The sequence below is a fragment of the Halobacillus sp. B29 genome (genome assembly GCF_052246755.1).
Classification (GTDB): domain Bacteria; phylum Bacillota; class Bacilli; order Bacillales; family Halobacillaceae; genus Halobacillus; species Halobacillus halophilus.
Map to the genome: position 1 here is coordinate 88,454 of NZ_JBQQCM010000002.1, position 25,997 is coordinate 114,450.

Annotated in this window: 26 protein-coding genes and 1 other annotated feature; of the genes, 24 read left to right on the forward strand and 2 right to left on the reverse strand. The window is 40.5% G+C overall.

Annotated features, from left to right (window positions below; genetic code table 11):
• Positions 1-188 precede the first annotated feature (188 nt).
• The 19 genes from ACTWP7_RS02670 to ACTWP7_RS02760 all read left to right on the forward strand — a co-directional run bounded on the left by ACTWP7_RS02670 (position 189) and on the right by ACTWP7_RS02760 (position 18,873).
• Positions 189-884: a response regulator transcription factor gene (locus ACTWP7_RS02670; RefSeq protein WP_014643989.1), complete on the forward strand. Its 696-nt coding sequence runs from the start codon at positions 189-191 to the stop codon at positions 882-884.
• Positions 885-2,633: a two-component system histidine kinase PnpS gene (gene pnpS / locus ACTWP7_RS02675; protein ID WP_443121930.1), complete on the forward strand. Its 1,749-nt coding sequence runs from the start codon at positions 885-887 to the stop codon at positions 2,631-2,633.
• A gap of 239 nt (positions 2,634-2,872) precedes the next feature.
• Entirely contained in the window at positions 2,873-5,518 is a 2,646-nt protein-coding gene (gene polA, locus ACTWP7_RS02680) for a DNA polymerase I (RefSeq protein ID WP_443121931.1), read from the forward strand.
• A 17-nt stretch (positions 5,519-5,535) separates the two neighbouring features.
• The gene (gene mutM / locus ACTWP7_RS02685) at positions 5,536-6,372 is read left to right on the forward strand and encodes a DNA-formamidopyrimidine glycosylase (RefSeq protein ID WP_443121932.1); all 837 of its coding nucleotides are present in this window, start codon (positions 5,536-5,538) and stop codon (positions 6,370-6,372) included.
• A 44-nt stretch (positions 6,373-6,416) separates the two neighbouring features.
• On the forward strand, positions 6,417-7,016 hold the full coding sequence (locus tag ACTWP7_RS02690; protein WP_014643985.1) for a manganese efflux pump: 600 nt from the start codon (positions 6,417-6,419) through the stop codon (positions 7,014-7,016).
• Between the two features lie 12 nt (positions 7,017-7,028).
• Positions 7,029-7,628, forward strand: coding sequence for a dephospho-CoA kinase (gene coaE, locus ACTWP7_RS02695; protein WP_443121933.1), 600 nt, complete (start codon positions 7,029-7,031; stop codon positions 7,626-7,628).
• A gap of 380 nt (positions 7,629-8,008) precedes the next feature.
• Positions 8,009-9,043 carry a glyceraldehyde-3-phosphate dehydrogenase gene (locus ACTWP7_RS02700; RefSeq protein WP_014643983.1) on the forward strand — a complete coding sequence of 345 codons (1,035 nt, stop codon included), beginning with the start codon at positions 8,009-8,011 and terminating at the stop codon, positions 9,041-9,043.
• A 278-nt stretch (positions 9,044-9,321) separates the two neighbouring features.
• The gene (speD, locus tag ACTWP7_RS02705; RefSeq protein ID WP_014643982.1) at positions 9,322-9,699 is read left to right on the forward strand and encodes an adenosylmethionine decarboxylase; all 378 of its coding nucleotides are present in this window, start codon (positions 9,322-9,324) and stop codon (positions 9,697-9,699) included.
• Positions 9,700-9,872: 173 nt separating this feature from the next.
• Entirely contained in the window at positions 9,873-10,247 is a 375-nt protein-coding gene (locus ACTWP7_RS02710; RefSeq protein ID WP_443121934.1) for a cytosolic protein, read from the forward strand.
• A 40-nt stretch (positions 10,248-10,287) separates the two neighbouring features.
• Positions 10,288-10,752, forward strand: a complete 465-nt coding sequence (gene nrdR / locus ACTWP7_RS02715; RefSeq protein ID WP_443121935.1) for a transcriptional regulator NrdR — start codon at positions 10,288-10,290, stop codon at positions 10,750-10,752.
• A gap of 49 nt (positions 10,753-10,801) precedes the next feature.
• Entirely contained in the window at positions 10,802-12,151 is a 1,350-nt protein-coding gene (locus ACTWP7_RS02720; protein ID WP_443121936.1) for a replication initiation and membrane attachment family protein, read from the forward strand.
• A gap of 21 nt (positions 12,152-12,172) precedes the next feature.
• Complete coding sequence (gene dnaI / locus ACTWP7_RS02725) at positions 12,173-13,105, forward strand: primosomal protein DnaI (RefSeq protein ID WP_443121937.1); 933 nt, start codon at positions 12,173-12,175, stop codon at positions 13,103-13,105.
• Between the two features lie 181 nt (positions 13,106-13,286).
• Positions 13,287-14,108: a sporulation protein YtxC gene (gene ytxC / locus ACTWP7_RS02730; protein ID WP_014643977.1), complete on the forward strand. Its 822-nt coding sequence runs from the start codon at positions 13,287-13,289 to the stop codon at positions 14,106-14,108.
• Positions 14,109-14,427: 319 nt separating this feature from the next.
• On the forward strand, positions 14,428-16,374 hold the full coding sequence (gene thrS, locus ACTWP7_RS02735; protein WP_014643975.1) for a threonine--tRNA ligase: 1,947 nt from the start codon (positions 14,428-14,430) through the stop codon (positions 16,372-16,374).
• 176 nt (positions 16,375-16,550) lie between these two features.
• Positions 16,551-16,675: a sequence feature (ribosomal protein L20 leader region), on the forward strand.
• Between the two features lie 77 nt (positions 16,676-16,752).
• Positions 16,753-17,256: a translation initiation factor IF-3 gene (gene infC, locus ACTWP7_RS02740; RefSeq protein WP_014643974.1), complete on the forward strand. Its 504-nt coding sequence runs from the start codon at positions 16,753-16,755 to the stop codon at positions 17,254-17,256.
• A gap of 32 nt (positions 17,257-17,288) precedes the next feature.
• Positions 17,289-17,486, forward strand: coding sequence for a 50S ribosomal protein L35 (gene rpmI, locus ACTWP7_RS02745; RefSeq protein WP_014643973.1), 198 nt, complete (start codon positions 17,289-17,291; stop codon positions 17,484-17,486).
• Between the two features lie 30 nt (positions 17,487-17,516).
• Positions 17,517-17,873, forward strand: coding sequence for a 50S ribosomal protein L20 (rplT, locus tag ACTWP7_RS02750; protein WP_014643972.1), 357 nt, complete (start codon positions 17,517-17,519; stop codon positions 17,871-17,873).
• 74 nt (positions 17,874-17,947) lie between these two features.
• On the forward strand, positions 17,948-18,265 hold the full coding sequence (locus tag ACTWP7_RS02755) for a DUF1294 domain-containing protein (RefSeq protein ID WP_231853948.1): 318 nt from the start codon (positions 17,948-17,950) through the stop codon (positions 18,263-18,265).
• 35 nt (positions 18,266-18,300) lie between these two features.
• Positions 18,301-18,873 carry a TVP38/TMEM64 family protein gene (locus ACTWP7_RS02760; protein ID WP_014643970.1) on the forward strand — a complete coding sequence of 191 codons (573 nt, stop codon included), beginning with the start codon at positions 18,301-18,303 and terminating at the stop codon, positions 18,871-18,873.
• Positions 18,874-18,907: 34 nt separating this feature from the next.
• On the opposite strand, the gene ACTWP7_RS02765 is transcribed toward ACTWP7_RS02760, so the two are convergent.
• A complete protein-coding gene (locus tag ACTWP7_RS02765; protein WP_014643968.1) occupies positions 18,908-19,309 on the reverse strand; it encodes a hypothetical protein in 402 nt (133 codons plus the stop codon).
• 114 nt (positions 19,310-19,423) lie between these two features.
• On the opposite strand from ACTWP7_RS02765, the gene ACTWP7_RS02770 reads away from it, so the two are divergent.
• Positions 19,424-19,906 (forward strand): dUTP diphosphatase, encoded by a 483-nt coding sequence (locus ACTWP7_RS02770; protein WP_014643967.1) that lies wholly within the window; start codon positions 19,424-19,426, stop codon positions 19,904-19,906.
• Between the two features lie 83 nt (positions 19,907-19,989).
• Entirely contained in the window at positions 19,990-21,075 is a 1,086-nt protein-coding gene (locus tag ACTWP7_RS02775; RefSeq protein WP_014643966.1) for a M42 family metallopeptidase, read from the forward strand.
• A 48-nt stretch (positions 21,076-21,123) separates the two neighbouring features.
• Here ACTWP7_RS02775 and sspI read toward each other — a convergent pair whose 3' ends face one another.
• A complete protein-coding gene (gene sspI / locus ACTWP7_RS02780; protein ID WP_014643965.1) occupies positions 21,124-21,342 on the reverse strand; it encodes a small acid-soluble spore protein SspI in 219 nt (72 codons plus the stop codon).
• A 119-nt stretch (positions 21,343-21,461) separates the two neighbouring features.
• Here sspI and ACTWP7_RS02785 point away from each other — a divergent pair, with 119 nt between their 5' ends.
• The 3 genes from ACTWP7_RS02785 to pheT all read left to right on the forward strand — a co-directional run bounded on the left by ACTWP7_RS02785 (position 21,462) and on the right by pheT (position 25,991).
• Positions 21,462-22,196 carry a TrmH family RNA methyltransferase gene (locus ACTWP7_RS02785; RefSeq protein ID WP_014643964.1) on the forward strand — a complete coding sequence of 245 codons (735 nt, stop codon included), beginning with the start codon at positions 21,462-21,464 and terminating at the stop codon, positions 22,194-22,196.
• A gap of 318 nt (positions 22,197-22,514) precedes the next feature.
• A complete protein-coding gene (pheS, locus tag ACTWP7_RS02790) occupies positions 22,515-23,549 on the forward strand; it encodes a phenylalanine--tRNA ligase subunit alpha (RefSeq protein WP_014643963.1) in 1,035 nt (344 codons plus the stop codon).
• A 15-nt stretch (positions 23,550-23,564) separates the two neighbouring features.
• Positions 23,565-25,991 (forward strand): phenylalanine--tRNA ligase subunit beta, encoded by a 2,427-nt coding sequence (pheT, locus tag ACTWP7_RS02795; protein ID WP_443121938.1) that lies wholly within the window; start codon positions 23,565-23,567, stop codon positions 25,989-25,991.
• The last annotated feature ends 6 nt before the right edge of the window (positions 25,992-25,997 follow it).

Here is a 25,997-nt window from a genome sequence, read left to right on the forward strand (position 1 = left end):
CGAGTATGGAGATGCCCCCTTTTTAAACGACCATTGTACCGTTATAGGAACAGCTTAAGGGGCGTTAAAGTACCTAAATTATTCAAATGAATGATTTATTAAGTTTAAGTAAAAATTATTAACATCCATATCCAAATTGTAAAGTTCATTGTATTATGAAATTAACTTGTAGGTTGGGGTGATGAGAAGTGGATCAGAAGATTTTGATTGTTGACGATGAAGAATCCATCGTAACGTTACTTAAATATAATATAGAACAGGCTGGTTTTGAAACAGAAGTTGCATATACGGGTACGGATGCTTTAGAGAAAGCATCTGTTACTTCTTTTGATTTGATTGTATTGGACGTTATGCTCCCTGGAATGGATGGGATGGAAGTATGTAAGAAATTGCGTCAAATGCAAGTGGATACACCTATTTTAATGCTTACTGCAAAAGATGATGAATTTGATAAAGTTCTTGGCTTAGAATTAGGGGCTGATGATTATTTAACTAAACCGTTCAGTCCAAGAGAAGTTGTAGCCAGGATTAAAGCTATATTACGCCGTATGCTACGTGAACCTGCAGAGGTGGATGAAACTCATATTAAAGTTGCGGGTCTCTCTATTTATCCGGAACAATATGAAGCGACGATTAATGAAGAGCCTCTGACGTTTACGCCGAAAGAATTTGAACTTCTTCTCTATTTAGCTAATAACCTTGGACGTGTTCTTTCAAGAGATCAACTTCTTCGTGCTGTCTGGAATTATGATTTTGCTGGTGATACAAGGATTGTGGATGTTCATGTAAGTCATTTACGGGAAAAAATAGAACCAGAGACCAAAAAGCCGGTCTATATTAAAACTATTCGAGGACTTGGATACAAAATGGAGGAACCAAAGTAAATGTCATCTAATACGAGACCATTAATTACCTACACAATTTTAGTTGTCATTGTGATGGTGGGTCTTGGGATCCTTTTAGCTCAGCTGACACGAACCTATTTCATCAATATTTTTGAAGACCGGGTAGCCGTTGAGAGTCAGTACTTTTCTACTTATCTTGAGAGATATGCGAAGGATAATGATATTAGTCAGGAAGAACTCTTTAATTTCAGTGAACAGCTGAACACAGGTATGGTGTTTGAATCTGATAATGGTGAAATACTAGTGGATACTGTCGAAGCGATCCCCATCATATCCGAAAATGAAAAACAAAGAGTCTTAAATAGTGTCGACAGCAACGGCTCGCAAGAGGGTCAATTAATTGGAGATTTATTTTATTATACGACCAGTACAGAAGTGAACAATACGGAGGGGACCTTGACTCTTCTCTCTCCTGTTAAATCGTTAACGAATATTACAAAGAATATTTGGCTGTTAATAGGGGTTACGTTATTCTTAGGTCTTTTAGTTATATTTGTTATTGGATTTAATGTGTTTTCTAAATACATTCGTCCGATTCGTTCAGCTGCCAACGTGGCCACCGAACTGGCAAAAGGGAATTATAAGGCCCGAACATACGAGGGGCACTTTGGTGAAGCCGGTCAGCTAAGCCGCTCCATTAATATTTTAGCTAGAAATCTTCAGGAAATGACCAGTACTCAGGGGATGCAGGAAAACCAGCTTGAAGCCGTTATTAACAATATGGGAAATGGGCTTGTTCTGATTGATGAGAAAGGATATATTCTCCTTGTAAATCGCGCCTTTTTGGAAACATTTAAAGGAGAGCCAGGTGAATACATCAGTTATTTATACCATGATGCTATACCTTATACTGCGATTCACGAAACTGTGAAGAAGATCTATATGTTTGAGGAAACCGTTAGTGAAACGTTTGTTTTGCCGGTGAAAATAGATCGTAAACATCTGGAGGTGACCGGCGCTCCTATTTTTAGTGAAGATCGTAAGTGGAAAGGTGTTGTACTGGTATTTCACGATATATCAGAACTTAAACAACTAGAACAAATGAGAAAAGATTTTGTAGCTAACGTTTCCCATGAGTTGAAAACGCCTATTACTTCTATAAGGGGCTTTTCTGAAACACTTTTAGATGGAGCAATGAAAGATGAGGCTATGCTCGAACAGTTCCTTCATATCATTCTAAAAGAAAGCGGGAGGCTTCAATCACTCATTCAAGACCTTCTTGAACTCTCTAAATTAGAAAGAGAAGATTTTAACTTGAATATTGAACAAGTTAATATTCAACGGTTGTTATCCGACCTTCTTCCTATAGTTCAACAGCATGCTGACCAAAAGGAAGTCCATTTAACAACAGAGGTAGAAGGGAACACAATGATCGAAGGAGATTCCAGTCGTTTAAAACAAGTCTTTATGAATTTATTGACCAACGCGATTAATTACACCAAAGTAGATGGAAACGTTTCGTTGATCTTTAAGGATCAGGATGATCGAATTTTAGTTTCCGTGTCGGATAATGGTGTTGGGATCCCGCAGGAAGAGGTTTCCCGCATTTTTGAACGGTTTTACCGTGTAGACAAAGCAAGAAGCAGAAATTCAGGAGGGACTGGCCTCGGTCTTGCTATTGTGAAGCACATTGTCGAAGCTCACCACGGAAATGTGCATGTAGACAGTGTCGTAGATGAAGGCACAACCTTTCACGTGGAAATTCCTAAGCAATTTACACAATCTTAATAATGATTTAAATGTACATTCATATTTCTTTGGTAATATAACTATGAAACCCTTTCATCCAAGGTGTTTTCTCTTTTAGGCAGAAGCTTCCCTCGCTTCTGCCTCTTTTTTTTCTCGAATTTCTATTAATAGTTGAACCATTTTATAAAATGTAAGAATAACGGAGTTTTTTTTCTTCTCACTACTAAACATGGTAGAATGAACAAAAAGGCGTTTTTTATTATTGAAGGAGTGAGTTCATGGCTGAAAAGGTTGTATTAATTGATGGAAACAGCATAGCCTATCGGGCATTTTTTGCGTTGCCTTTATTAAATAACGATAAAGGGGTTTACACAAACGCTGTATATGGCTTTACTACGATGCTATTGAAGATATTAGAGGAAGATGAGCCGGACCATTTATTAGTGGCGTTCGATGCTGGAAAGACAACTTTCAGGCACGAAACTTATAGTAAGTATAAAGGCGGACGGCAGAAGACTCCTCCGGAATTATCCGAGCAGTTTCCAGTTCTAAAGGAACTCCTTGATGCTTTCGGTGCTAAGTATTATCAGCTTAACCAATACGAAGCAGATGATATTATTGGTACAATAGCTGATCAGGCGGGGCAGGATGGATATGAAGTCAAAGTAATTTCCGGAGATAAAGACTTACTTCAATTGGTGACGGATCGGGTAAGTGTGAGCTTGACGAAGAAGGGGATTACGAATGTGGATACATACGACCCTTCGTTTATGGAAGAAAAAATGGGGGTCCGTCCTGACCAGATTATCGATTTGAAAGCTCTTATGGGAGATAGTTCTGATAATATTCCAGGTGTGCCCGGCGTAGGAGAGAAAACAGCTGTAAAACTGCTTAAGCAATTCGATACCATTGACCGCCTTTATGATAATCTGGACCAGGTGAGTGGTAAAAAGTTAAAAGAGAAGTTGGAAAACCATAAAGAAGATGCGTACATGAGCCGCAAGCTTGTAACGATTGAAAGACACGCTCCTATAGAAATAGAATTAAAGGATTTAGGTTACCAAGGATATCAATCCACTCAGGTCAGCCACCTGTTCAAAGACCTGGGCTTTCAGTCATTATTGTCAAGAGTTCAAGAAGGCGGTATAGAGGACGAAAGTGAGGCTGCTGAACCTTTTCCAGATATTAAAGTGGAAGTTGTAGAAGACTTTGAAGACGACATGTTTACAGGTAAGGAAGCCTTAGTTGTTGAGATGCTGTACGATAACTACCATCAGGCTGCTGTAGAAGGAATTGCAATTGTTAATGAATCAAATAAGTATGTTATTTCAATGAATAATGCAAAAAATTCAAAAGGTTTTAAGAAATGGGCCGAAGATGGTAAAAAAGAAAAATGGGTGTTTGATGCTAAGCGTACAGTGGTAGCTCTTATGCGTCATGATGTAAACATTAAAGGCATTCAATTTGATCTCTTATTGGCTTCTTATTTAATAAATCCAGCGGAAAACCACCATGACATTCCTGCTATTAGTCATCGGATGGGGGAAAGCAAAGTTAAATATGATGAAGAGGTTTATGGAAAAGGCGCTAAAATGAAGCGTCCCGAAAATGATAACGACTTCCACGAACATATTAGCAGGAAAGCTGACATGGTGTATAAACTTAAAGACACAGTGGAAAATGAACTGAAAAATAAAGAACAGTACAATTTGTATATGGACTTAGAGATGCCGCTTGCTTTAATTCTTGGGAGAATGGAGCATAGAGGCGTTCTTGTAGACCAAAAACGTCTAGAGGAAATGGGTGCTGAATTAGAAAGCAGACTGACTGCTATAGAGAAAGATATTTTTGAGCTTGCCGGAGAATCTTTTAATTTGAATTCTCCGAAACAGCTTGGGCCCATTTTGTTCGAAAAGCTGAACTTGCCGGTTATTAAGAAAACGAAGACCGGATATTCAACCTCCGCTGATGTACTTGAACAATTAGAAGATCAGCATGAAATTATTTCCAGTATTTTAATGTATCGTCAATTGGGTAAACTGAAGTCCACTTACATTGAAGGACTGCTTAAAGTAATTAACGATGATACTCATAAGATTCATACTCGCTTTAATCAAGCCTTAACTCAAACTGGACGTCTAAGTTCAACTGAACCAAATCTTCAAAATATCCCGATTCGTTTAGAGGAAGGACGCAAAATTCGCCAGGCCTTTATCCCTTCAAAAGAAAATTGGGTTATTTTTGCTAGTGACTATTCTCAAATTGAACTTCGTGTACTAGCGCATATTGCACAAGATGAGAAACTGATTGAGGCTTTCCGCGAAGGGCAGGACATCCACACGCAGACAGCAAGTGAAGTGTTTGGTGTTGCAAAGGAAGACGTGACGAGTGAAATGAGGAGACAGGCTAAAGCAGTAAACTTTGGAATTGTTTATGGAATCAGTGATTACGGACTATCCCAAAGTCTCGATATTCCGCGTAAAGAGGCTCAAGCTTTCATTGATAAGTACTTGGAGAGCTATCCTGGGGTTAGAACCTATATGGAAGAGACGGTTCAGCAAGCAAAACAGGTCGGTTACGTTACCACCTTTATGAATAGAAGGAGATATCTCCCTGAGCTGACCAGCCGTAATTTCAACCGCCGTAATGCGGCAGAGCGTACCGCTATGAACACGCCTATTCAAGGAAGTGCGGCAGACGTAATTAAAAAAGCCATGATTGATCTTGAACATCGACTAGCGGAAGAGAACCTGGAGGCAAAGATGCTGCTGCAAGTCCATGATGAATTGATTTTAGAAGCACCCGAAGAAGAAGTGGAACAGTTGAAAGAAGTCGTGGCATCAGTAATGGAACAGACGGTGAAGCTAGATGTTCCATTGAAAGTGGATTATTCATATGGATCTACTTGGTATGATGCAAAGTAAGTGAGGAGAATGACACCATGCCTGAACTTCCAGAAGTCGAAACAGTTAGACAAACCTTAAAAACATTAGTTTTAAAGAAAACTATAGATGATGTTTCAGTGTATTGGGGCAATATCATTAAGAATCCTAGAGACCCTGATGAATTTAAGCGCCTGCTTAAGGGCCAATCCTTTTTGGATATTGAACGTAAAGGGAAATTCATGATCTTTCACATGGATGATTTGGTGCTTGTATCACATCTGCGGATGGAGGGGAAATTTGGCCTTTATGATGCGGAGATTGAAAAGCCCAAGCATACCCACGTCGTTTTTCACTTTACAGACGGCACAGAATTAAGATACGACGATGTACGGAAGTTTGGAACGATGCATGTGTTTCCAAAAGGGGAAGAATTGGATAGAAAACCGCTTAATCAACTAGGACCTGATCCATTTGATAAAGCCTTTACACTTGATTATTTTTTTCATAAATTGCAAAGAACATCCAGAAATATTAAAGCGGTTCTTTTGGATCAGTCGATTGTAGCTGGACTTGGAAACATTTATGTGGACGAAGCTTTATACAGAGCAGGTATTCACCCGGAACGATTGGCGAACCAGCTTTTAAAAGAGGAAGCGGATCGAATTAGAAAGTCGAGTGTGCAGATCATCGAGGAAGCTATTGGTCTGGGCGGAAGCACAATAAGATCCTATCTAAACAGTCAGGGTAAAATTGGTAGCTTTCAGCAGAATTTGAAGGTTTATGGCAAACAGGATACAAGTTGCCAAGAGTGCGGGGATGTAATCATAAAAACGAAAGTCAGCGGAAGAGGTACTCATATCTGTCCCACATGTCAATCGTATCAAAATTTTTAGAGTCCCATATACTATTTACACCTTAGCGAACAGGGGTGGAATAGATGGGGATTACGACTTTCACTTTTTTATTTGTAATAGCACTTAGTATAGACAGTTTTGGAATAGGGTGCGTTCTGGGGATGAAAAAGATCAGCCTTTCACTGAGAGGGATTCTAACGATTGCTTTTTTATCAGGTGCAGGATTCATGGTCTCTTCTTACATGGGCGCGCTTATATTGCCAATTGTTCATCCTGATTATGCGGAGAGAGTTGGGGCACTAGCTTTAATAGGAATTGGATTGTATTTTTTATATCAATACTTTCGCAAACCTGATCATAGTCAGAAGAAAGAGCCATGGTCCCAGCCTGCCCGCGTACTTAACGATCCTGTAGCAGCTGACGTTGATCAGTCCGGTGGTATAAAGGGGAAAGAAGTATGGCTGCTGGGAGCCGCCCTTTCACTGGATACACTCGGCGCCGGCATCAGCGGAGCGTTTATGGGGGTTGAACCTTTTGTAACAGCTTTATGGATTTCAATCATAACTTTTATTATGCTCTATGCTGGGATTTTGAGCGGAGCTAAATTAAGTGAAAAAGCAGAAAGTGTCTCGATTGTACCTGCTGTATTGTTGATTACAATAGGGATTATCAAATTAACGTAAGGAGGTTTCAAATTGACCGTTGTTATTGGATTGACCGGAAGTATTGCCAGCGGCAAAAGTACCGTTTCCCAAATGTTTTCGAGGTTTAACATTCCAGTTGTGGATGCCGATCGCCTTTCTAGAAAGGTTGTGGAACCAGGAGAGCCTGCCTACAATAAAATTGTGGAGGCTTTTGGTTATCAAATTCTTCAGGATGACCGTACGATTGACCGAAAGCGACTTGGAAAAATTATTTTTTCGGATGAAGAAAAGAGGCAACAGTTAAACTCCATTGTTCATCCGCAAGTGAGACAGGAAATGCTGGAAGAGAGAGAAGCATACAAGGCTGAAGACTATCCAGCTGTAGTGCTTGATATCCCCTTGCTTTTTGAGAGTAGACTTACCAGTTTTGTAGACCGGGTAATGGTGGTCTATGTTGATGAAGAAACACAGTTAAAGCGGCTGATGGAAAGGGATCAATCAAAACGTGAAGAAGCTGAAGAAAGAATCCAGGCACAATTAACGATCACTGAAAAAGCAAAAATGGCAGATGCTGTAATCGATAATAATGGATCTGAAGAAGAAAGTTTTCAACAATTAAAAGACATACTTCATCAGTGGAACATCGTATAGTAACACGTCAGAACTTTTTTAGTTTTGGCGTGTTTCTTATTTTTATGGAAAGTTAGTCATCATTATAGATCGAGGCTGGCTGCGGAAGCGATTTAGTGCACGGGGCAGGGCTGAAGCTGAGTCCTGGATTATCGGAAGCTTATCTGTAAATTAAATCCTTTATATTTAACAGACGCATATTAAGAGCAACGAAATCTTCCTGCCATAATTAAAATCAGAATTATTGTAAATTGTTTGATAAGGAATCTGCGAAAATGATCGTTCACAGTGTAGCCTACTTTAAAAAAAATCTTGGTTTAACTGAAAAAGCGCTTACAATATGTTATACTATTTCTGAAAAATCGATTTTAAAGTATATCATATATATAGGGGGCTGGAGCATGGGGAAAACAAAGATCGCTATAAATGGCTTAGGTAGAATCGGGAGAATGGTTTTTAGAAAAGCTGCAGCAGACGATTCAATTGAATTAGTAGCAGTTAATGCCAGTTATCCTGCTGAAACTATAGCTCATATGTTGAAGTATGATAGTGTACATGGTCGTTTCGATGGAGAAATTAGAGCGGTAGCAGATGGTTTGGAAGTGAATGGGAAAAAAATAGTGATGTGTTCTACTCGTAATCCTCTGGAATTGCCATGGGATCGCCTCGGAGTAGACATCGTCATAGAAGCTACAGGTAAGTTCAGAACTAAAGATGAAGCCTCTTTGCACATTGAAGCAGGTGCAAAAAAAGTAATTATCACAGCTCCTGGAAAGCAAGTTGATGCAACGATCGTCATGGGAGTAAACGAAGAAACCTATCTCCCTAAACAGCATCATGTGATTTCCAATGCTTCATGCACGACCAACTGCCTCGCTCCAGTAGTTAAAGTTCTGGAGGATGAATTTGGAATAGAAAATGGTCTGATGACAACAGTCCATTCTTTTACAAATGATCAAAAAAACTTAGATAATCCTCATAAAGATTTACGAAGAGCTCGAGGGTGTACTCAATCCATTATACCAACTTCGACAGGAGCTGCCAGAGCGCTTGGGGAAGTCATTCCCAGCTTGAATGGGAAATTAAATGGTATGGCTTTGAGAGTTCCTACACCAAACGTATCTTTAGTTGATTTAGTCGTGGATCTAAAAAGAGATGTAACAGCCGAAGAAGTGAATCAATCATTTTCCAATAAGGCTTCAAGAGAGATGAAAGGTATAATAGAGTATAACGAAGAACCGTTAGTATCCATTGATTATACAACTTCGCCTTCTTCCGCAATAATTGATGCTCTTTCTACACAGGTAATTGAGAACCGCAAAGTAAAAATATTAGCCTGGTACGATAATGAGTGGGGTTATTCCTGCCGTGTCGTTGATCTTGCGAAATATGTAGGAAATGTAATGAAGCAAGAAAAAGAAGCCCGTGTTTCTTAGTAGCCAACCACCCCACAAGTATCTTATAATAGGACCATCGTGTAAGGTATTATTTTACAAGAACTCTCATTATTAAAAGTTATAGAGAGAGTCATGTAAAAATAAATCTTGCAAAATGGGGGTATAACGTATATACTTCTTTTTGACCTTCTGAATTTCAATCCATTTCATCTCTACTCAAAGGGTTAGGACCTCTCAGGACTAACTTTCCCCCGTGGTAGTGCATGACTGTTTTTTAGAAGGGGAAGAAGTTAATGTACAAAAGGGGGATCCTAATTATGGATACAATGGGAAGACATGTAATTGCTGAACTATGGGATTGTAATGAAGGAAAATTGAATGATATGTCGTATATAGAACAAGTTTTTGTCGACGCCGCTTTAAAAGCAGGGGCAGAAGTAAGAGAAGTTGCTTTTCATAAATTCGCACCTCACGGTGTTAGCGGAGTAGTCATTATTTCTGAATCTCATTTGACGATTCACAGCTTTCCTGAACATGGTTATGCTAGTATTGATGTTTACACATGCGGAGATCGTATAGACCCTAATGTTGCAGCTCATTTTATTGTGGAAGCTTTAGAGGCAGGGCGCAATGAAACAGTGGAAGTTCCAAGAGGAATGGGTCCTGTAGAAGTTGAACAGTCACGAGCTTTATAATTGTACAGGTAAAAGCCACACAGGATATCCTGTGTGGCTTTTTTGAATCTTTGTGTTTTTCAAATTCGCATCTTACTGCCCTGCTTCCTCCATTTGAGTTCCCATTTCTTATTTTGTTGAATCGTGTTAAAATGTAGGAAGCCAATGTCGAATGGAATGAAGGGGTTAGGTAAGTGAAAGCATTTATATCCAGATATTTTAGTAATCATTCGGAAACTAGTGAACAGCATAAAGATGAGAAACTTGTTACCCATTACTACAATGCTAAGCATGAGGAACTTATTCGTGGAGTGGAGTCCCTGTTTCCCTCCCCTTCAGAAATTGTTGCCGTTTCTAAAGAGCGTGGGGAAATCACAGTAAAGTATAAAGGGAAGAGGCGTGCATTTGTAGTGGCGACGATTATTATGGTGCGGCCTTTTCGGATAGCTGTAGATTTTTCTGTAACAACGGATTCAGGAGGGCCTGTAGATTTGGGATTCAGCCGTAATTTAATTGTTAATCTCTATGAGGAATTGGATGGACAATTTAATAGAGTGGATCCATCGTAAGGATGCCAATGAAATGAAGACTATGTGGAGTTGATCGAGTTTGAAATGTCCGAATTGCCACTATAAAAGTACCAAAGTCCTTGATTCTAGACCAATTGAAGAAGGACAGTCAATTCGAAGAAGAAGAGAATGCGAACAATGTGATTTCCGCTTTACTACTTTCGAACGTATTGAAGAGGTTCCGTTAATTGTTGTAAAAAAAGAAGGTACAAGGGAAGAGTTCAGCCGTGAAAAACTAATGCGCGGTTTAATCAGGGCTTGCGAAAAACGTCCGGTTGCCGTTGAAGAATTAGAAAATGTGACCCTGGATATTGAGAAAGAATTAAGAAATCGCGGGGTCTCTGAAGTGATGAGTAAAGATATTGGTGAAATGGTTATGGAACGTTTAGCCCATATTGATGAAGTTGCTTACGTTCGTTTTGCCTCAGTTTACAGACAGTTTAAAGATATCAACGTATTTATAGATGAACTGAAAGATTTAATTAAACACGAGGATAAAGAATGAGCCTGACGTGGCTCATTTTCTATTTTTATGAAAGATCGGAGGTGTTGTTTTGAATCATTCTGTAGGAAAGCTTCTTCCGGTGGATGGATTTCGATTATCTAAGTGTGGAGAACTTCCTGTAAGTGCTTATCGATCACTAACTCATCTTTATCAGCCGATTATCGGTCAATTAGCTGTTTCTTTATACCAAGTATTAGTGTCTGAGTATGATATGGCTTCTTCTGGAGAAATTCAAACCCATCACACATTGATGTCGTATTTGTCAGTGCCTTTGGATAAAATATACGAAGCTAGAAAAAAGCTGGAGGCTATCGGCCTGTTGCAAACGTATCGTTTTTCAACGAGTGAGAAGCAGACGGAATATTTATACAGACTTCACCCGCCTTTTGCACCCAAGGGTTTTTTTCTTGATAATATGCTGGCTATGCTGTTATATCATGAATTGGGGTCAGAAAAATATGAGCAGCTCAAAAGGCGTCTTGTTAAACAAGAGTATGCGGTGGAGGGTCTTGAGGAAGTGACCGCTACATTTGGAGAAGTTTTTCATTCTCAAACGATTGAAGCGGCAAGGTCTGAAGCCAATGATCAGCAAGCAGATATTTATCCTCGAAAGAGCGGAGGTCCTTTTCTGCAAGATGATTTCGTAGATTTTGAATGGCTGCAAGATGCTTTAAAGAAACGAATGTATCCAAGCGACAAGATACTAACTGGAGCTAATAAGCGTTTGATCACCCAGCTGGCTTCTCTCTACAACTTAAGTTTGCTGGATATCGAAAAAGCTGTTACCTGGGCAATTGATGAAAATCACCGTTTAGTACCCGATGAGTTAAAGGCAGCTTGTCACGATTTTATGAAGGAAAAGCCTTCAAGCAGAAATTTCAGTCATATTGATCAACGAGAAAAAGCCGTAGCTGGCTCGAGCAAATCAAAGAGTAAAGGGGATCAGTTTATTGAAATGCTGGAGCAGATTTCCCCGCGTGAATTGCTTGAGGATCTCTCAGGCGGTAATAAAGCATCCGACCAGGATTTAAAGCTGATTCGTGATGTTATGACAGAACAAGGTCTTTCTCCTGGAGTCATGAATGTGCTTGTTCATTATGTAATGCTAAAGACTGATATGAAGTTATCCAAAGCCTATATGGAGAAAATTGCTGGTCACTGGACGAGAAAGAATGTGACTACTGTAAGGCAAGCCATGAATTTAGCAAAAGCTGAACATCAGAAATATCAGCAGTGGGGTAATCAAAATCATTATAAACGAAAAAGTAAACAGGATGAAGTTATTCCTGCCTGGTTCAACCAGAAGGAAAAAAATAATGAGCAGAGCCATGAGGATTCAGCTGTAAATACGGATGAGATCGCAGAGAGAATTAAAAAGCTGACGAATAAAGGAAACTGAAAATAAGGTGTGAGAAGAGCCATGGAACCGATTCAAAGATCATTAAAGAAATGGATGCGCGATCATAAACAGTTCCAGGAACGAATGAATCGTATGAAAGAAGAGGTTGTCCAGTCTGAGGAAGTGTCACAATTAATCAGAAATCATCCTTCTCTGACAGAAGATGCAGTAGAAAAACAGTTAATTAAATTATATGAATATCAATCTCAATCTAAAGACTGTGAGAAGTGTCCTTCACGTGAGGAGTGTATTAATATACTTCCGGGTTATGTGCCCCGCGCTGAAGTGGAAGGCAGCGAAGTTAAATTAGCTTATGATAAGTGCCGCCGTCAGAGGAAAGTAGAAGAACAGCAAAAGCAGAAGTCGCTGGTGAAAAGTTTACACATGCCAAGGGAAATTTTAGAAGCAAGTTTATCCAGACTTGATCTAAAGGATCCGGACCGTGGCAGTGCGGTGGAAAAGACAGTCCGCTATATTGAAAATTTAAATGAAGAGCTGCCAAGCAAGGGGTTATACTTTCATGGACCTTTTGGAGTTGGTAAGACGTACTTTCTTGGAGCTATTGCCAATGAATTGAGTGATAAGAATATTTCATCAATGATTATATATATGCCTGAATTTGTACGAGAGATTAAAGCATCAATTAAAGATGATTCTATGAATGAGAAGATTGAAGCATTTAAAGAAACGCCTGTGCTCATGCTTGACGATATCGGCGCAGAGTCTCAGTCTGCATGGTTTAGAGATGAAGTACTAGGTTCTATATTACACTATCGCATGATGGAGCGTCTCCCGGTGTTCTTTACTTCTAATTATAGTCTGGCAGAACTGGAGAAAGTACTCATGCTGAGCAATCGCGGTGATGTAGAACAGGTGAAAGCGAAAAGAATTACAGAAAGAATAAAGCAGCTTAGCCAGGCAGTCAATGTAGACGGTCGCAACCGCAGAGAATAATCCCTCTAATTTTTAACGATCTGTATCATGATTTATGTCATTGAAACATAAATATAAGATGGAAAAGGACAAACTCATACTTGGAGTCTCGCCTTTTAGGCTTTGTCCACTTCATACTTTTAAAAGGCGTGAAGCCACATGATATAGTTTGGAAGGAAGCCGGGAATTAGGGGGAATACTATTGTTTTGTGTACATTTTTCTAAACGGGCTGAGGCCGTTAGTTTTTTAAAATCCATCGATCATACACAGAGGCATTGGTATCTTAAAGAGTATAATAACCATTTTGCGGTATTGGGAGAAACAGGTTCCTCACTAGATTGGATGTATTATCAGGAAGCGGTTGAGGGACTTTTAATGGTAATAAGAGAAAGGAAATGGCTGGGATGGATAGAAGGTGTTTTAAAACATCGCTATTATTATGTCGATCAGGAGGAAGTCCAGCGGATCTTGGAGATTGCGCATGAATTCGAGGATAAGCCTCCAAAGAGCCTGGACCTGCCCGATGTTAACTTGAATTTAAGAGCTGCTATTCAGAAGTATCTAAGCGGAGACAGGAATGTGGATTTTGATGGATTGAGTGTTTATTGTTTAGAGGATCTTCATAGCACGGTAATCGAATACACGGGGCTGTTGATTGATGAATATAAACAAGAAGAATCCTTTCAGTTGCTTTTGGATTCTTGGAGGTGCCGTGTACACCGCATGGATACGGGTATCCAGCTGTTGCATCTGCTGGAAAATGGTTCACTTCACTACTACCATGATGAGGGCAATTCATTAAGTGAATCCGAGACTTTGCTTTATAGAAGGCAGTATCCTGATGATTCCATTAAAGATCTGCCTCTTCGGTGGAATATCACGCCGGCTCTTGTGCACGCTCCTGATGAGCTTATCATTTATTCAGATAAAACAAATGATTCAGAACTGGAATTATTGATGAGTATCTTTGAAGAGAAGGCCAGCTGGAAACCTCTATCAGAATTTCCTTTTGAAATCTCTTGATTTCCATTGGAATAATGGATATAATACCTACATATTTAAATAACCAGCTATGATAAGGACAACAATACGAAATGACGCTTGATTAGAGAAGGGAGCCACCGGCTGAAAGCTCCTGCCTGACGACTTCGTTATTTACCACCTTTGAGCTTTGCTTACGAACCTTTTTAGTAGTGGGCAGCGCCTAATCCTCGTTAAGGATGAATGAAGCCGCATGGAATGCGGGAATTTTGGGTGGAACCACGAGTGATAACGCTCGTCCCTTAGCTGAGGAAGCTACGGGACGGGCGTTTTTTTAGTACAGTAAAAGGGAGTGTTTATGATGGCCAATGCAATTAATATTAAATTTCCAGATGGAAACGTGAAAGAATATGAGCGCGGCACCACGGGTGAAGAAATTGCCCATTCCATCTCACCAGGGTTAAAGAAACAAGCGCTGGCAGTGAAATTGGATGGGGAACCTTTTGATTTAAGACGTCCAATTGAAGAAGACGGGACGATTGAAATACTTACGTATAAAAACCCGGAAGGTTTAGAAGTGTTGAGACACTCTTCAGCTCACCTGATGGCTCAAGCTGTGAAGCGCCTTTACGGTAATGTCAAACTTGGTGTAGGTCCCGTGATCGAAAATGGGTTTTATTATGATATCGACATGGAGGAATCCATCACTCCAGAAGACCTGCCGAAAATCGAAAAAGAAATGCAGAAGATTGTAGATGAAAACCTCGAAGTAGAGCGAATTGAGCTTTCCCGCGAGGAAGCTAAAGAGAAGTTCCGCCAAATTGGTGATGATCTGAAACTAGAATTAATAGATGATATTCCAGAGGGAGAACAGGTTACTATTTATAAGCAAGGAGAGTTTTTCGATCTTTGCCGGGGAGTTCATGTTCCTCAAACTAGTAAAATTAAAATTTTCAAATTGCTGAGTATTTCAGGAGCATACTGGCGCGGAGATAGTGATAATAAAATGCTTCAGCGTATCTATGGTACAGCTTTTGAGAAGAAAGACCAGCTGGAAGAATACTTGCATCTATTAGAAGAAGCTAAAGAGCGCGATCACCGTAAGCTGGGGAAAGAGCTTGAAATATTCACCGTTAATCAAAAAGTGGGACAGGGACTTCCTATGTGGCTGCCAAAAGGAGCGACAATCAGACGTACCATTGAAAGATACATTGTGGATACAGAAGAACGTCTAGGTTACGATCATGTATACACACCTGTTCTTGGAAGTGTTGATTTATATAAGACAAGTGGTCATTGGGATCACTATCAGGATGATATGTTCCCGGTGATGGAAATGGATAATGAGGACCTTGTCCTTCGTCCCATGAACTGCCCGCACCATATGATGGTTTATAAAAACCAATTATACAGTTATCGTAATTTGCCGGTAAGGATTGCAGAGCTCGGAACTATGCACCGCCATGAAATGTCAGGAGCTCTAGCTGGTTTACAGCGCGTTAGGGCCATGACTTTGAATGATGCTCATATATTTGCCCGACCTGATCAATTGAAAGATGAGTTTAAGCGCGTTGTTCGACTCGTACAAGAGGTTTACCATGACTTTGGAATTAATGATTATTATTTCCGACTTTCTTATCGCGATCCTGAGGACAAAGAAAAGTATGTGGATAATGATGAAATGTGGCATAAAGCCCAGGACATGCTGAAAGAAACAATGGAGGATATGCAGCTTGAATACGTGGAAGCTGAAGGCGAGGCCGCTTTTTACGGTCCTAAGCTCGATGTTCAAGTGAAAACAGCACTTGGGAAAGATGAAACGTTATCGACGATCCAACTCGACTTCCATTTACCTGAACGCTTCGATCTAACGTACGTTGGAGAAGATGGAAATGACCACCGCCCTGTCGTTATTCACCGCGGCGTCGTATCAACTATGGAGCGTTTTGTCGCTTTTCTAATAGAAGAATATAAAGGGGTATTCCCTACATGGCTGGCGCCCGTACAGGCGAAAATTATTCCTGTTTCAGCTGATGCCCATCTTGACTATGCTAAAGAGTTAGAAGATGAATTAAGACAGGCCGGTATTCGTGTTGAAGTAGATGAACGAAATGAAAAAATCGGCTATAAAATAAGGGAAGCACAAATTCAGAAAGTACCGTTCCAATTGGTTGTCGGAGATCGGGAAATTGAAGATAAAGCTGTTAATGTACGCAGATATGGAGAACAGGATTCAGCTACAAAATCAGTGAACAAATTTAAAGAAGAAATTAGAAATGAGATTGACCAGAAGCTGTTAAGGAAATAAGTGATAAACACGGGGGTGCGTCCCCGTGTTTATCACTCATAAGTTTACAATTCAGACCTTGATTTTTAATCCAGTATCCTTTAAGCTATTAAAGGTGTAAGTAAAGGAACAAGAGACTTATTGACATTACTCAATAGGCATGCTATTATAGTTTAGGTAACTTAATGAACGGATCTAGAGACAAGTAGAAGCACCCGCTTCTCACCTGATTGACGCTTCAAGCAGTTGGCAGGTTATTATTTCCTTTGTTTTCTTAGGAGACGTGTGGGTGCAGTATGTGTACCGACACTTTTTTTATGCTGAAAATTCTTGTCGATGACAGATCTAATAGAAGTTTTCTAAATATGTTGGAGGTGGCTCAATATTAGCAAGGATAACATGAATGTTAATGAGAAAATTCGTGCCCGTGAAGTTCGTCTAATCGATGTAAATGGTGAGCAGCTTGGAGTTAAATCCCGTAATGAAGCATTAGATATTGCGGCTAACGCAAATCTTGATCTAGTTATGGTGGCTCCTAACGCTAAGCCTCCGGTTTGCCGAGTGATGGACTACGGAAAGTACCGCTTTGAGCAGCAGAAGAAAGAAAAAGAAGCTCGCAAAAAGCAAACCATTATTAAGGTTAAAGAAATTCGCCTAAGTCCGAATATCGAAGAGCATGACTTCAATACGAAGCTTCGTAATGCTCGTAAATTCTTGAGTAAAGGCGATAAAGTGAAAGCATCTGTCCGTTTCCGCGGTCGTGCGATCACACACAAAGAACTTGGTCAGAATGTACTAGAGCGCGTAGCTGAAGAGTGCAAAGATATTGCCCAAGTTGAGACCAAGCCTAAAATGGAAGGTCGAAGTATGTTTCTAATGCTTTCTCCTCTAAACGAGAAGTAAGAAACTGTAAAAAGTAAAAGGAGGAAATTCACATGCCAAAAATGAAAACCCATAAAGGTTCTCAAAAACGTTTCAAAAAAACAGGTACAGGTAAAGTGAAACGTTCTCACGCATTCACTAGCCACTTGTTCGCAAATAAATCTACAAAACAGAAGCGTAAACTTCGTAAAGATACACTAGTTTCTGCTGGAGACTACCGTCGTATCAAGCACATGCTTCCAAAAGACTAATAACAGAACGAATAAATAGGAGGGATTCCCATGCCACGAGTAAAAGGTGGAACAGTGACACGTCAGCGTCGTAATCGTGTCCTTAAACTAGCAAAAGGGTATTATGGTTCAAAACATGCTTTATTCAAACAAGCAAAACAACAAGTAATGAAATCAGGTCAGTATGCGTACCGTGACCGTCGTCAGAAAAAACGTGATTTCCGCAGACTTTGGATCGCACGTATTAACGCGGCAGCACGTACAAATGACATTTCTTACAGCCGTCTTATGCACGGGTTAAAGCTTGCTGGTGTTGAAGTAAACCGTAAGATGCTTGCTGATCTTGCTATTAGTGATGAGCAAGGATTCGCGAATCTTGCGGAGCAGGCTAAATCTGCACTTAAATAAAGACTTTTAAGCGTAAATACGCTGGGTCGCACAAACAATTTTATTATAAAAAAGCCATTTCCGAACGCCTGGAAATGGCTTTTTTATATGAGGCAGGGAAAACAATGAAAATAGCATTTGGATTTATAGTTATAAGCGTAATCGTCATGTCCCTGATCTGCTTCTATCTTATGGGAAGGGACAAAAGAAAGGCAGTAAAAAATCAGTGGAGAGTTTCTGAAAAAACCATATGGCTTGCAGCTATTCTGGGAGGCGCGTTAGGAGGGTGGGCAGGTATGCATGTTTTCCACCATAAAACCAAACATCGTCTTTTTGCCCTGGGACTGCCTGTACTTGCTGTACTTCAAGCAGGCTTGATTGGATACGTATTTGTTCAGTTCTACCTTTCCTGATGTTCTCATAAGATGTAGCTAGGGAGGGGGATTGAATGGGCGACACATCTTCTGCAATCCTTACATGGATCGAACATCAAGAAGCCTGGGCACCGCTCTTATTCATAGGTATTCATTTATTAAGGCCTTTTCTGTTTTTACCGGTGATGCTTGTGTGCATCACGGGAGGGGTATGGTTTGGTCCCATTGCGGGCACCGCTTATTCAGTTATTGGTACTATGTTATCAAGCCTTCTTTTCTATCGTACGATTCGGTTGGTTCCCTCAGGGTTGAAAAGGCTTCGAGGACTGAAGGAAAAGTGGATGAAAAAGAATGCTCACTTAACGGTTAAGCAAGTGGCTGTTCTTCGTTTGATTCCTTTTATTCATTTCAATTTACTATCCTACTGTTTATTGGAAATCAGCGCGGATTTCAAAGAATATGCAAAATCTTCCCTTTTTGCAAACTTTCCCTTAGCTGTGATCTACACGTCCATGGGGCAGTGGATTTCTTTATTGTCCATCCCTATGATGATAATTTTTTCAATTTTTTTAGTTGTATTAAGTTTTACAATCCGAAAGAAAATTGAAGTCTTTGTTTGGAAAGATTTCTTTCATACTGCTCCATGAAAAAAGGCTGCTCCACATCGTGGATCAGCCTTTTTTAATAATTGTCATCTAAAGGATGAATAATCAAGCGATTAATAGGATATTTCCACTCAATGGAGGCATAAGGGTAGCGTATAAGGATTTCCTGCTCTAGAAAATAAATGTCTTCTCGATCCAGTCCTTGAAGCCTTTCGGGCTCATGGGTGCTCACGTTAATCGTAACCACCTCGAAGGAATGCTCCGTCGTGCCTAAATATTTCTCTCCTTCAAATACAAACCCTTTGTAAGTCATAAGAAAGTTCTCTTTTGTATTTTCTTTGTTATCATGAAAATAAAATTCTTTTTTATCACGAGCCAGTTCCAGTTTCCTTCGTGGATTAACAGCAAATTTGTAGGCTGTATATAAGATGAATGCAATAGCAATTAGTAATAATATACGAAAAAGGATTATGATCATACTTATCGTCTCCCTATTTTTGGGTTAGTAGTTTATATACGTTTTGAAGTGTCGTTTTGTTTCAAAAAATGATACATTTATTAAGGATACGCTTTTGGGAAGGAGTCAGATCTTATGAATTGGGAAACCTTATACCTTATGCAGGAAAAGCTCGATCATTATATTGAAACACATCATCAACTGAATAGCTCAGAAAACATAAAAGAAAAGGTCCTGGCTCTTCAAGTGGAATTAGGTGAATTAGCAAACGAAACGCGCTGCTTTAAATTCTGGAGTACCAAGCAAGCCAGTGCGAAAGAAGTAATTTTAGAAGAATATGTAGATGGTCTTCATTTTATTTTATCCTTAGGGTTGGACCTGGGGCACCGGTATGAGTCGCAGCCTGTTACACCTTTTGCATCACAAACAGAAGCTTTTCTAGCGGTGTATTCCCTAATAGAACAGTTTCGTAACCATACAAATGACCAAAATTATAAGAAATTATTCGGAAGCTACCTTAGCCTGGGGGAGACGCTGGGATTTAGTGAAGCTGAACTGGTTCGTGCGTATCATGCTAAAAATGAAGTGAATTATGAACGGCAGGATCAGGGATATTAAGAGCAAAGAGACGCAATTTTTTGTGAAATCGCTTAAAAAGATATATAATAACACTTGGAAATAAAAAGGAGGAATTATTACATATGGCTAAAAAAGATGAAACACTGACCATGCTGAAAGACCTTACAGATGCTAAAGGGGTACCAGGAAATGAAAGGGAAGCTCGTGAAGTAATGAAAAGGTATATTACACCTTTCGCTGATGAGGTGTTTACGGACAATCTTGGCAGCTTAATTGCTAAGAAGACTGGAGATAAAAAAGGTCCGAGTGTCATGGTTGCAGGGCACTTGGATGAAGTGGGCTTCATGGTTACCCGTATCGATGATCATGGCTACGTTTATTTCCAAACGGTCGGGGGCTGGTGGAGTCAGGTGATGCTTGCCCAGCGTGTTACTCTTATGACAAGAAAGGGAGACCTGACAGGTGTTATTGGCTCGAAGCCGCCGCATATTCTTCCTGCTGAGCAGCGTAAGAAACCAGTGGAAATCAAAGATATGTTTATTGATATCGGTGCTTCAAGCCGGGAAGAGGCTGAAGAATTTGGAGTGAAGCCTGGAGACTCTGTGGTTCCATACTTCGAATTCACTCAGATGAAAAATGAAAAAATGCTTCTTGCTAAAGCGTGGGATAACCGAATTGGCTGTGCTATCGCTATTGAGGTTTTAAAACGTCTAAAAGGTGAAAAGCACCCGAACGTGGTTTATGGTGTAGGTACGGTACAGGAAGAAGTGGGGCTTAGAGGTGCCCGTACTGCTGCGAACTTAATTAATCCCGATATCGCCTTTGGTGTAGACGTAGGAATTGCAGGCGATACTCCTGGCGTGTCCGATAAGGATGCTTCCAGTAAAATGGGAGATGGGCCTCAGATCATTTTGTATGATGCGTCTATGATTTCTCATAAGGGCTTGCGTGACTTTGTGACGGATACGGCTGATAAAAACCAAATACCTTATCAATTTGATTCTCTTGCAGGCGGTGGCACAGACTCTGGAGCGATCCACTTAAGCCATGACGGAGTACCTGCTTTGTCCATTACGATTGCTACCCGCTATATTCATTCTCATGCAGCTATGCTTCACCGTGATGACTTCGAAAATGCAGTTAGTTTGATTGTAGAAGTGATTAAGGAACTGGATGCAGATAAAGTTCAGGAGATTACTTTCCAATAAAGGAAAAAGAAGACCAGTCCAAATGGGACTGGTCTTTGTTATGCATAGTTAAGCAGTAGGTTCTTTTAAGCTCTGCTCTAATGTATTTAATATTTCTTGTTTCTCCTGATCATCTGACTCTTTCCAAAGCATCTCAAAGAAAACGCCTAAGCCAGGGAGCATCTTTTCTTCGCCTTTTTGCATCGCATCATCAATTGTTGCCTCCAGCTGCTCTGAGTTATGCCCAGTTACATTGGAAAGAATGGCTTGTCTTAAGTTAAGATTCATTTTAACGGAATCCTCCTTTATATTGAATTATTCTTATAAAAGTTTCCCCCTTAGTTTGACCCAACAGGTGAAACCTATGTATGATTAGTTAGAAATAGACGAACAAATGAGGGAAGACAATGATTACATCCATTCAAAATGCACAGGTTAAAGAGTGGAAAAAACTACATAAAAGAAAATATCGCAACAGAGAACAGCGTTTTCTTATCGAAGGTTATCACTTAGTTGAAGAAGCGATGAAAAGCGACTGGCCTGTTATTGAATTTATTATCAGTGAAGACGCAAGCTTTTCAGTACCTGAGCAGACAAAATGTACAACCGTAAGCAGACAGGTGTTTTCAGCCATTTCAGAAACAGAAACACCTCAAGGGATTGCGGCAGTAGTAGGGCTGAAAGAATGGGAATATTCGCCAGCGCCCCTGACATTGTTAGTGGATGCTGTTCAGGACCCAGGCAATTTAGGAACATTAATCCGGACGGCAGATGCAGCTGGATTTGATCATATTGTCCTGGGAACAGGGACGGTGGATCCTTATAATGATAAAGTTATTCGCGCAACTCAGGGCTCCATTTTCCATATTCCTCACTTCAAGGGTGACTTAGAGGATTATATAGAAGAATTGAAAAGCAGCGGTGCATCCATATGGGCCTCCACTCTTCAAAATTCTACTCCTTTTCAAAAACTGCAGCCGCAGGAAAAGGCAGCTTTAATTGTGGGGAATGAGGGACAGGGAATTTCCCAGGACCTTGTGGATTTAGCGAATGAGCTTGTTTATATCCCTATCTACGGGGAAGCAGAATCATTAAATGTTTCGATAGCCGCAGCCGTATTGATGTACCATATGAAGGGATAGGGTTGCATCCTGCTTTTTCATTCTCTATAATAAGTAAGCAGTTATATAAAAAAAGCGTAGAAAGAGGCAAGTATGTAATTGGGAATCGATCTCAGGGAGGAAGCACCTTAGACTGGAAGTGCTTCTATCGTGACAACTACTGAAATTTCACTCTGGAGCTGATCACTATCCAAGTGGTCCGGAATTCATTCCGTTATTCAATCTGAGGTGGGCACTACAGGTGTCAACAAGGGTGGTACCGCGAAACGACCATGACAAGTCTCGTCCCTTTTTTGGGGACGGGACTTTTTTATTTTTCACTAAAGGAGGATATATTCGATGAAAGAGCGTTTAGAAGAGTTGAAGCAGGAAGCTCTAGAAAAAGTTAGCAAATCCGAAAACGTACAAAGTTTGAAAGATGTTCGGGTAGAATACTTAGGAAAAAAAGGACCTATTACAGAGGTGCTTCGCGGCATGGGGAAATTATCCAAAGAAGAGAGGCCTGTAATCGGTCAGCTGGCTAATGAAGTAAGAGAAAGTATTGCCGCTGCAATTGATACGAAACAGACTCGGCTGGAAGATCAAGAACTCGAAAAACAATTAGAAGCAGAGAGCATTGACGTGACTCTTCCAGGACGACCTGTACGTGTTGGCGGTCCTCATTTGCTTACAAGTATTGTGGAAGAGATTGAAGATCTATTTATCGGAATGGGCTTTGAAATAAAAGAAGGTCCTGAAGTGGAAACCGATTATTATAACTTTGAAGCATTGAACTTACCTAAAGGACATCCGGCTCGAGATATGCAGGACTCTTTTTATATCACGGAAGAATTGCTTCTTCGTACTCATACTTCACCAGTGCAAGCACGTACAATGGGTCAGAAAAATGGAAATGAACCAGTGAAGATGATTTGTCCAGGTAAGGTTTACCGCAGGGATACAGACGATGCGACTCACTCTCACCAGTTTACTCAGTTAGAGGGACTTTTAGTCGATAAACATGTGCGTATGAGTGATTTGAAAGGGGTCTTAAACGCCTTTGCGAAACAAATGTTTGGAGCAGAACGGGATATAAGACTCCGCCCAAGTTTCTTCCCATTTACGGAACCGTCTGTTGAGATGGATATTTCGTGTAAAGTATGTGAAGGAAAAGGTTGTTCTGTCTGTAAAGGAACTGGCTGGATTGAGATATTAGGAGCGGGTATGGTTCATCCAAATGTATTGGAAATGGCAGGATATGATCCAAAAGAATATTCCGGTTTCGCATTTGGAATGGGACCTGAGCGAATTGCAATGTTGAAATATGGTGTGGATGATATTAGAAATTTCTATACCAATGACATCCGATTCTTAGAACAATATCACAAAGCGTAAAGGAGGAGAAAAACAATGCTTGTATCATCCAATTGGTTGCAAGAATTAATCGATATCAGCAGCTATTCAACCGAAGAGTTAGCTGAAATCATCACGAAAACAGGAATTGAAGTGGAAAGTGTGACACCTGTTGCAGAAGGTGTGTCCGGTGTAGTGGTGGGACACGTCCAGTCCTGTGAACAACACCCAAACGCTGATAAATTATCCCTTTGCCAGGTCGACGTAGGAGAGGAAACCCTGCAAATTGTCTGCGGAGCTCCGAATATTGCAGAAGGACAGCAAGTAGCTGTAGCAAAACCTGGAGCTGTTCTTCCAGGTGATTTCAAAATAAAAAAAACTAAGCTTCGTGGAGAAGAGTCCAATGGCATGATCTGTTCTCTTCAGGAGCTGGGTATAGACGAAAAAGACGTCCCAAAAGAATTTGCGGATGGGATCTTCGTTTTCCCAGAAGATGTTGAAGCAGGAGCGGACGCTCTTTCTCTGTTAAATTTAGATGATAAGATTATAGAACTCGGTTTAACGCCTAATCGATCTGACGCCCTGAGCATGGCGGGGGTAGCGTATGAGGTGGCGGCGGCTATTGATGGTGACTATGAACTGCAGAAAGAAGATGTACCCTATTCGAATGAAGCAGCTGAGGATTTCATTTCTGTAGAAGTGGAAGACAAACAAGCCAATCCTTATTACGGGGCTTTCATCATTAAAGATATTAAAGTAGGTGCCTCTCCACTGTGGATGAAGAATCGATTAACGGCTGCGGGTATTCGCCCGATTAATAATGTAGTAGACATTACGAACTACGTACTGCTTGAATATGGTCAGCCGCTTCATGCTTTTGATTACGATCGTTTTGACTCTGACAAGATTGTAACGAGACGAGCAGAGGACGGAGAAATGATTACAACATTAGATAATCAGAAGCGGGAACTGAAGAATCATCATTTGGTGATAACAAACGGTGATGAAGCGCATGCGATTGCCGGAGTTATGGGCGGTGCCAAGTCTGAAGTTCAAGAAGATACGAAAACATTGATTCTAGAGGCGGCCTATTTCGATCCATCAGTTGTGCGGCAGGCTTCGAAAGATCATGGCTTAAGAAGTGAGTCAAGTAACCGCTTTGAGAAAGGCGTAGATCCTAACCGCGTCGAGCGCGCAGGAAAGCGAGCCTGTGAGCTCCTAGCCAAGTATGCTGGCGGTACGGTTTTATCAGGTGCAGTAAGCGTGGACCAGTTGGATCGCTCTGAAAATAAGGTTTCTATTGAAACGTCTGTCATTAACGATCGTCTTGGAACTTCCATTACAAATGAAGAAATTGCTGATATCCTGCGCCGGCTTCAGTTCTCCTATGAACAAAACGGAGAAAATTTTGATGTAAAGATTCCTACACGCCGAGGGGATATAGAGCTTTTTGAAGATATGCTTGAAGAAGTGGCGCGTATTTTCGGGTATGATAATCTTCCTTACACGCTTCCGCAAGGATCTTCGCAAGCAGGCGGGCTGACTCTTGAACAGCAGCTCAAACGAAAAGTGAAATCGTATTTCGAGGGAGCAGGGCTGCACGAAACAATTACGTATTCATTAACACCAAAGGAACGGTCACAGATGCTTGTAAGTCCAGAAATTAAACGACAGGCGAAATCTCCAGTGGCTCTTGCGATGCCGATGAGTGAAGACCACAGCCATCTGCGACTCAGTATGCTGCCTGAATTGTTGCAATCCTTATCTTATAATGTAGCAAGGAAGCAGAAGGATCTTTCCTATTATGAAGTAGGGACCGTATTTGTAAGTAATGAAGAACAAGTAACAAGACAGCCGAGTGAAATTCTAAGAGCATCTGGGGCGTTAACTGGTACGTGGATATCACATCCTTGGCAGCAGGAAAAGAAAGAAGTGGACTTCTATGTAGTGAAAGGAATTGTGGAAGGGTTGAGTGCACAGCTTGATCTGTCCTTCACCTATGAAAAAACAAAGATTCCACATATGCACCCTGGACGCACGGCCCTAGTGAAATCAGGAGATAAAGAAATCGGGTTTATTGGACAAGTTCATCCTAAACTTCAAAAGGAATTAGGTTTGAAAGATACGTATGTGTTCGACTTAAACGCTGAGGAATTATTCGCTCAATATACGAAAGAAGAAGCGTTCCAGGCAATTCCGCGTTATCCATCTGTTTCAAGAGATATTGCGCTTGTGGTTGACGAACAAATAACCTCGGCCGCTATTACCGATACAATATCTGAAGCAGGAGCTCCATTGGTTAAGGATGTACGGGTGTTTGATGTCTATCAAGGCGATCATTTACCAGAAGGGAAAAAATCTCTTGCCTTTAATCTTTTATATCTGGACCCTCACCGTACTTTAAAAGATGAAGAAGTTGAAGAAGCGCACGACAAAATTTTAACAGCTGTTAAAGATCAACATGAAGCAGAGCTTCGTGGATAAAAAAAC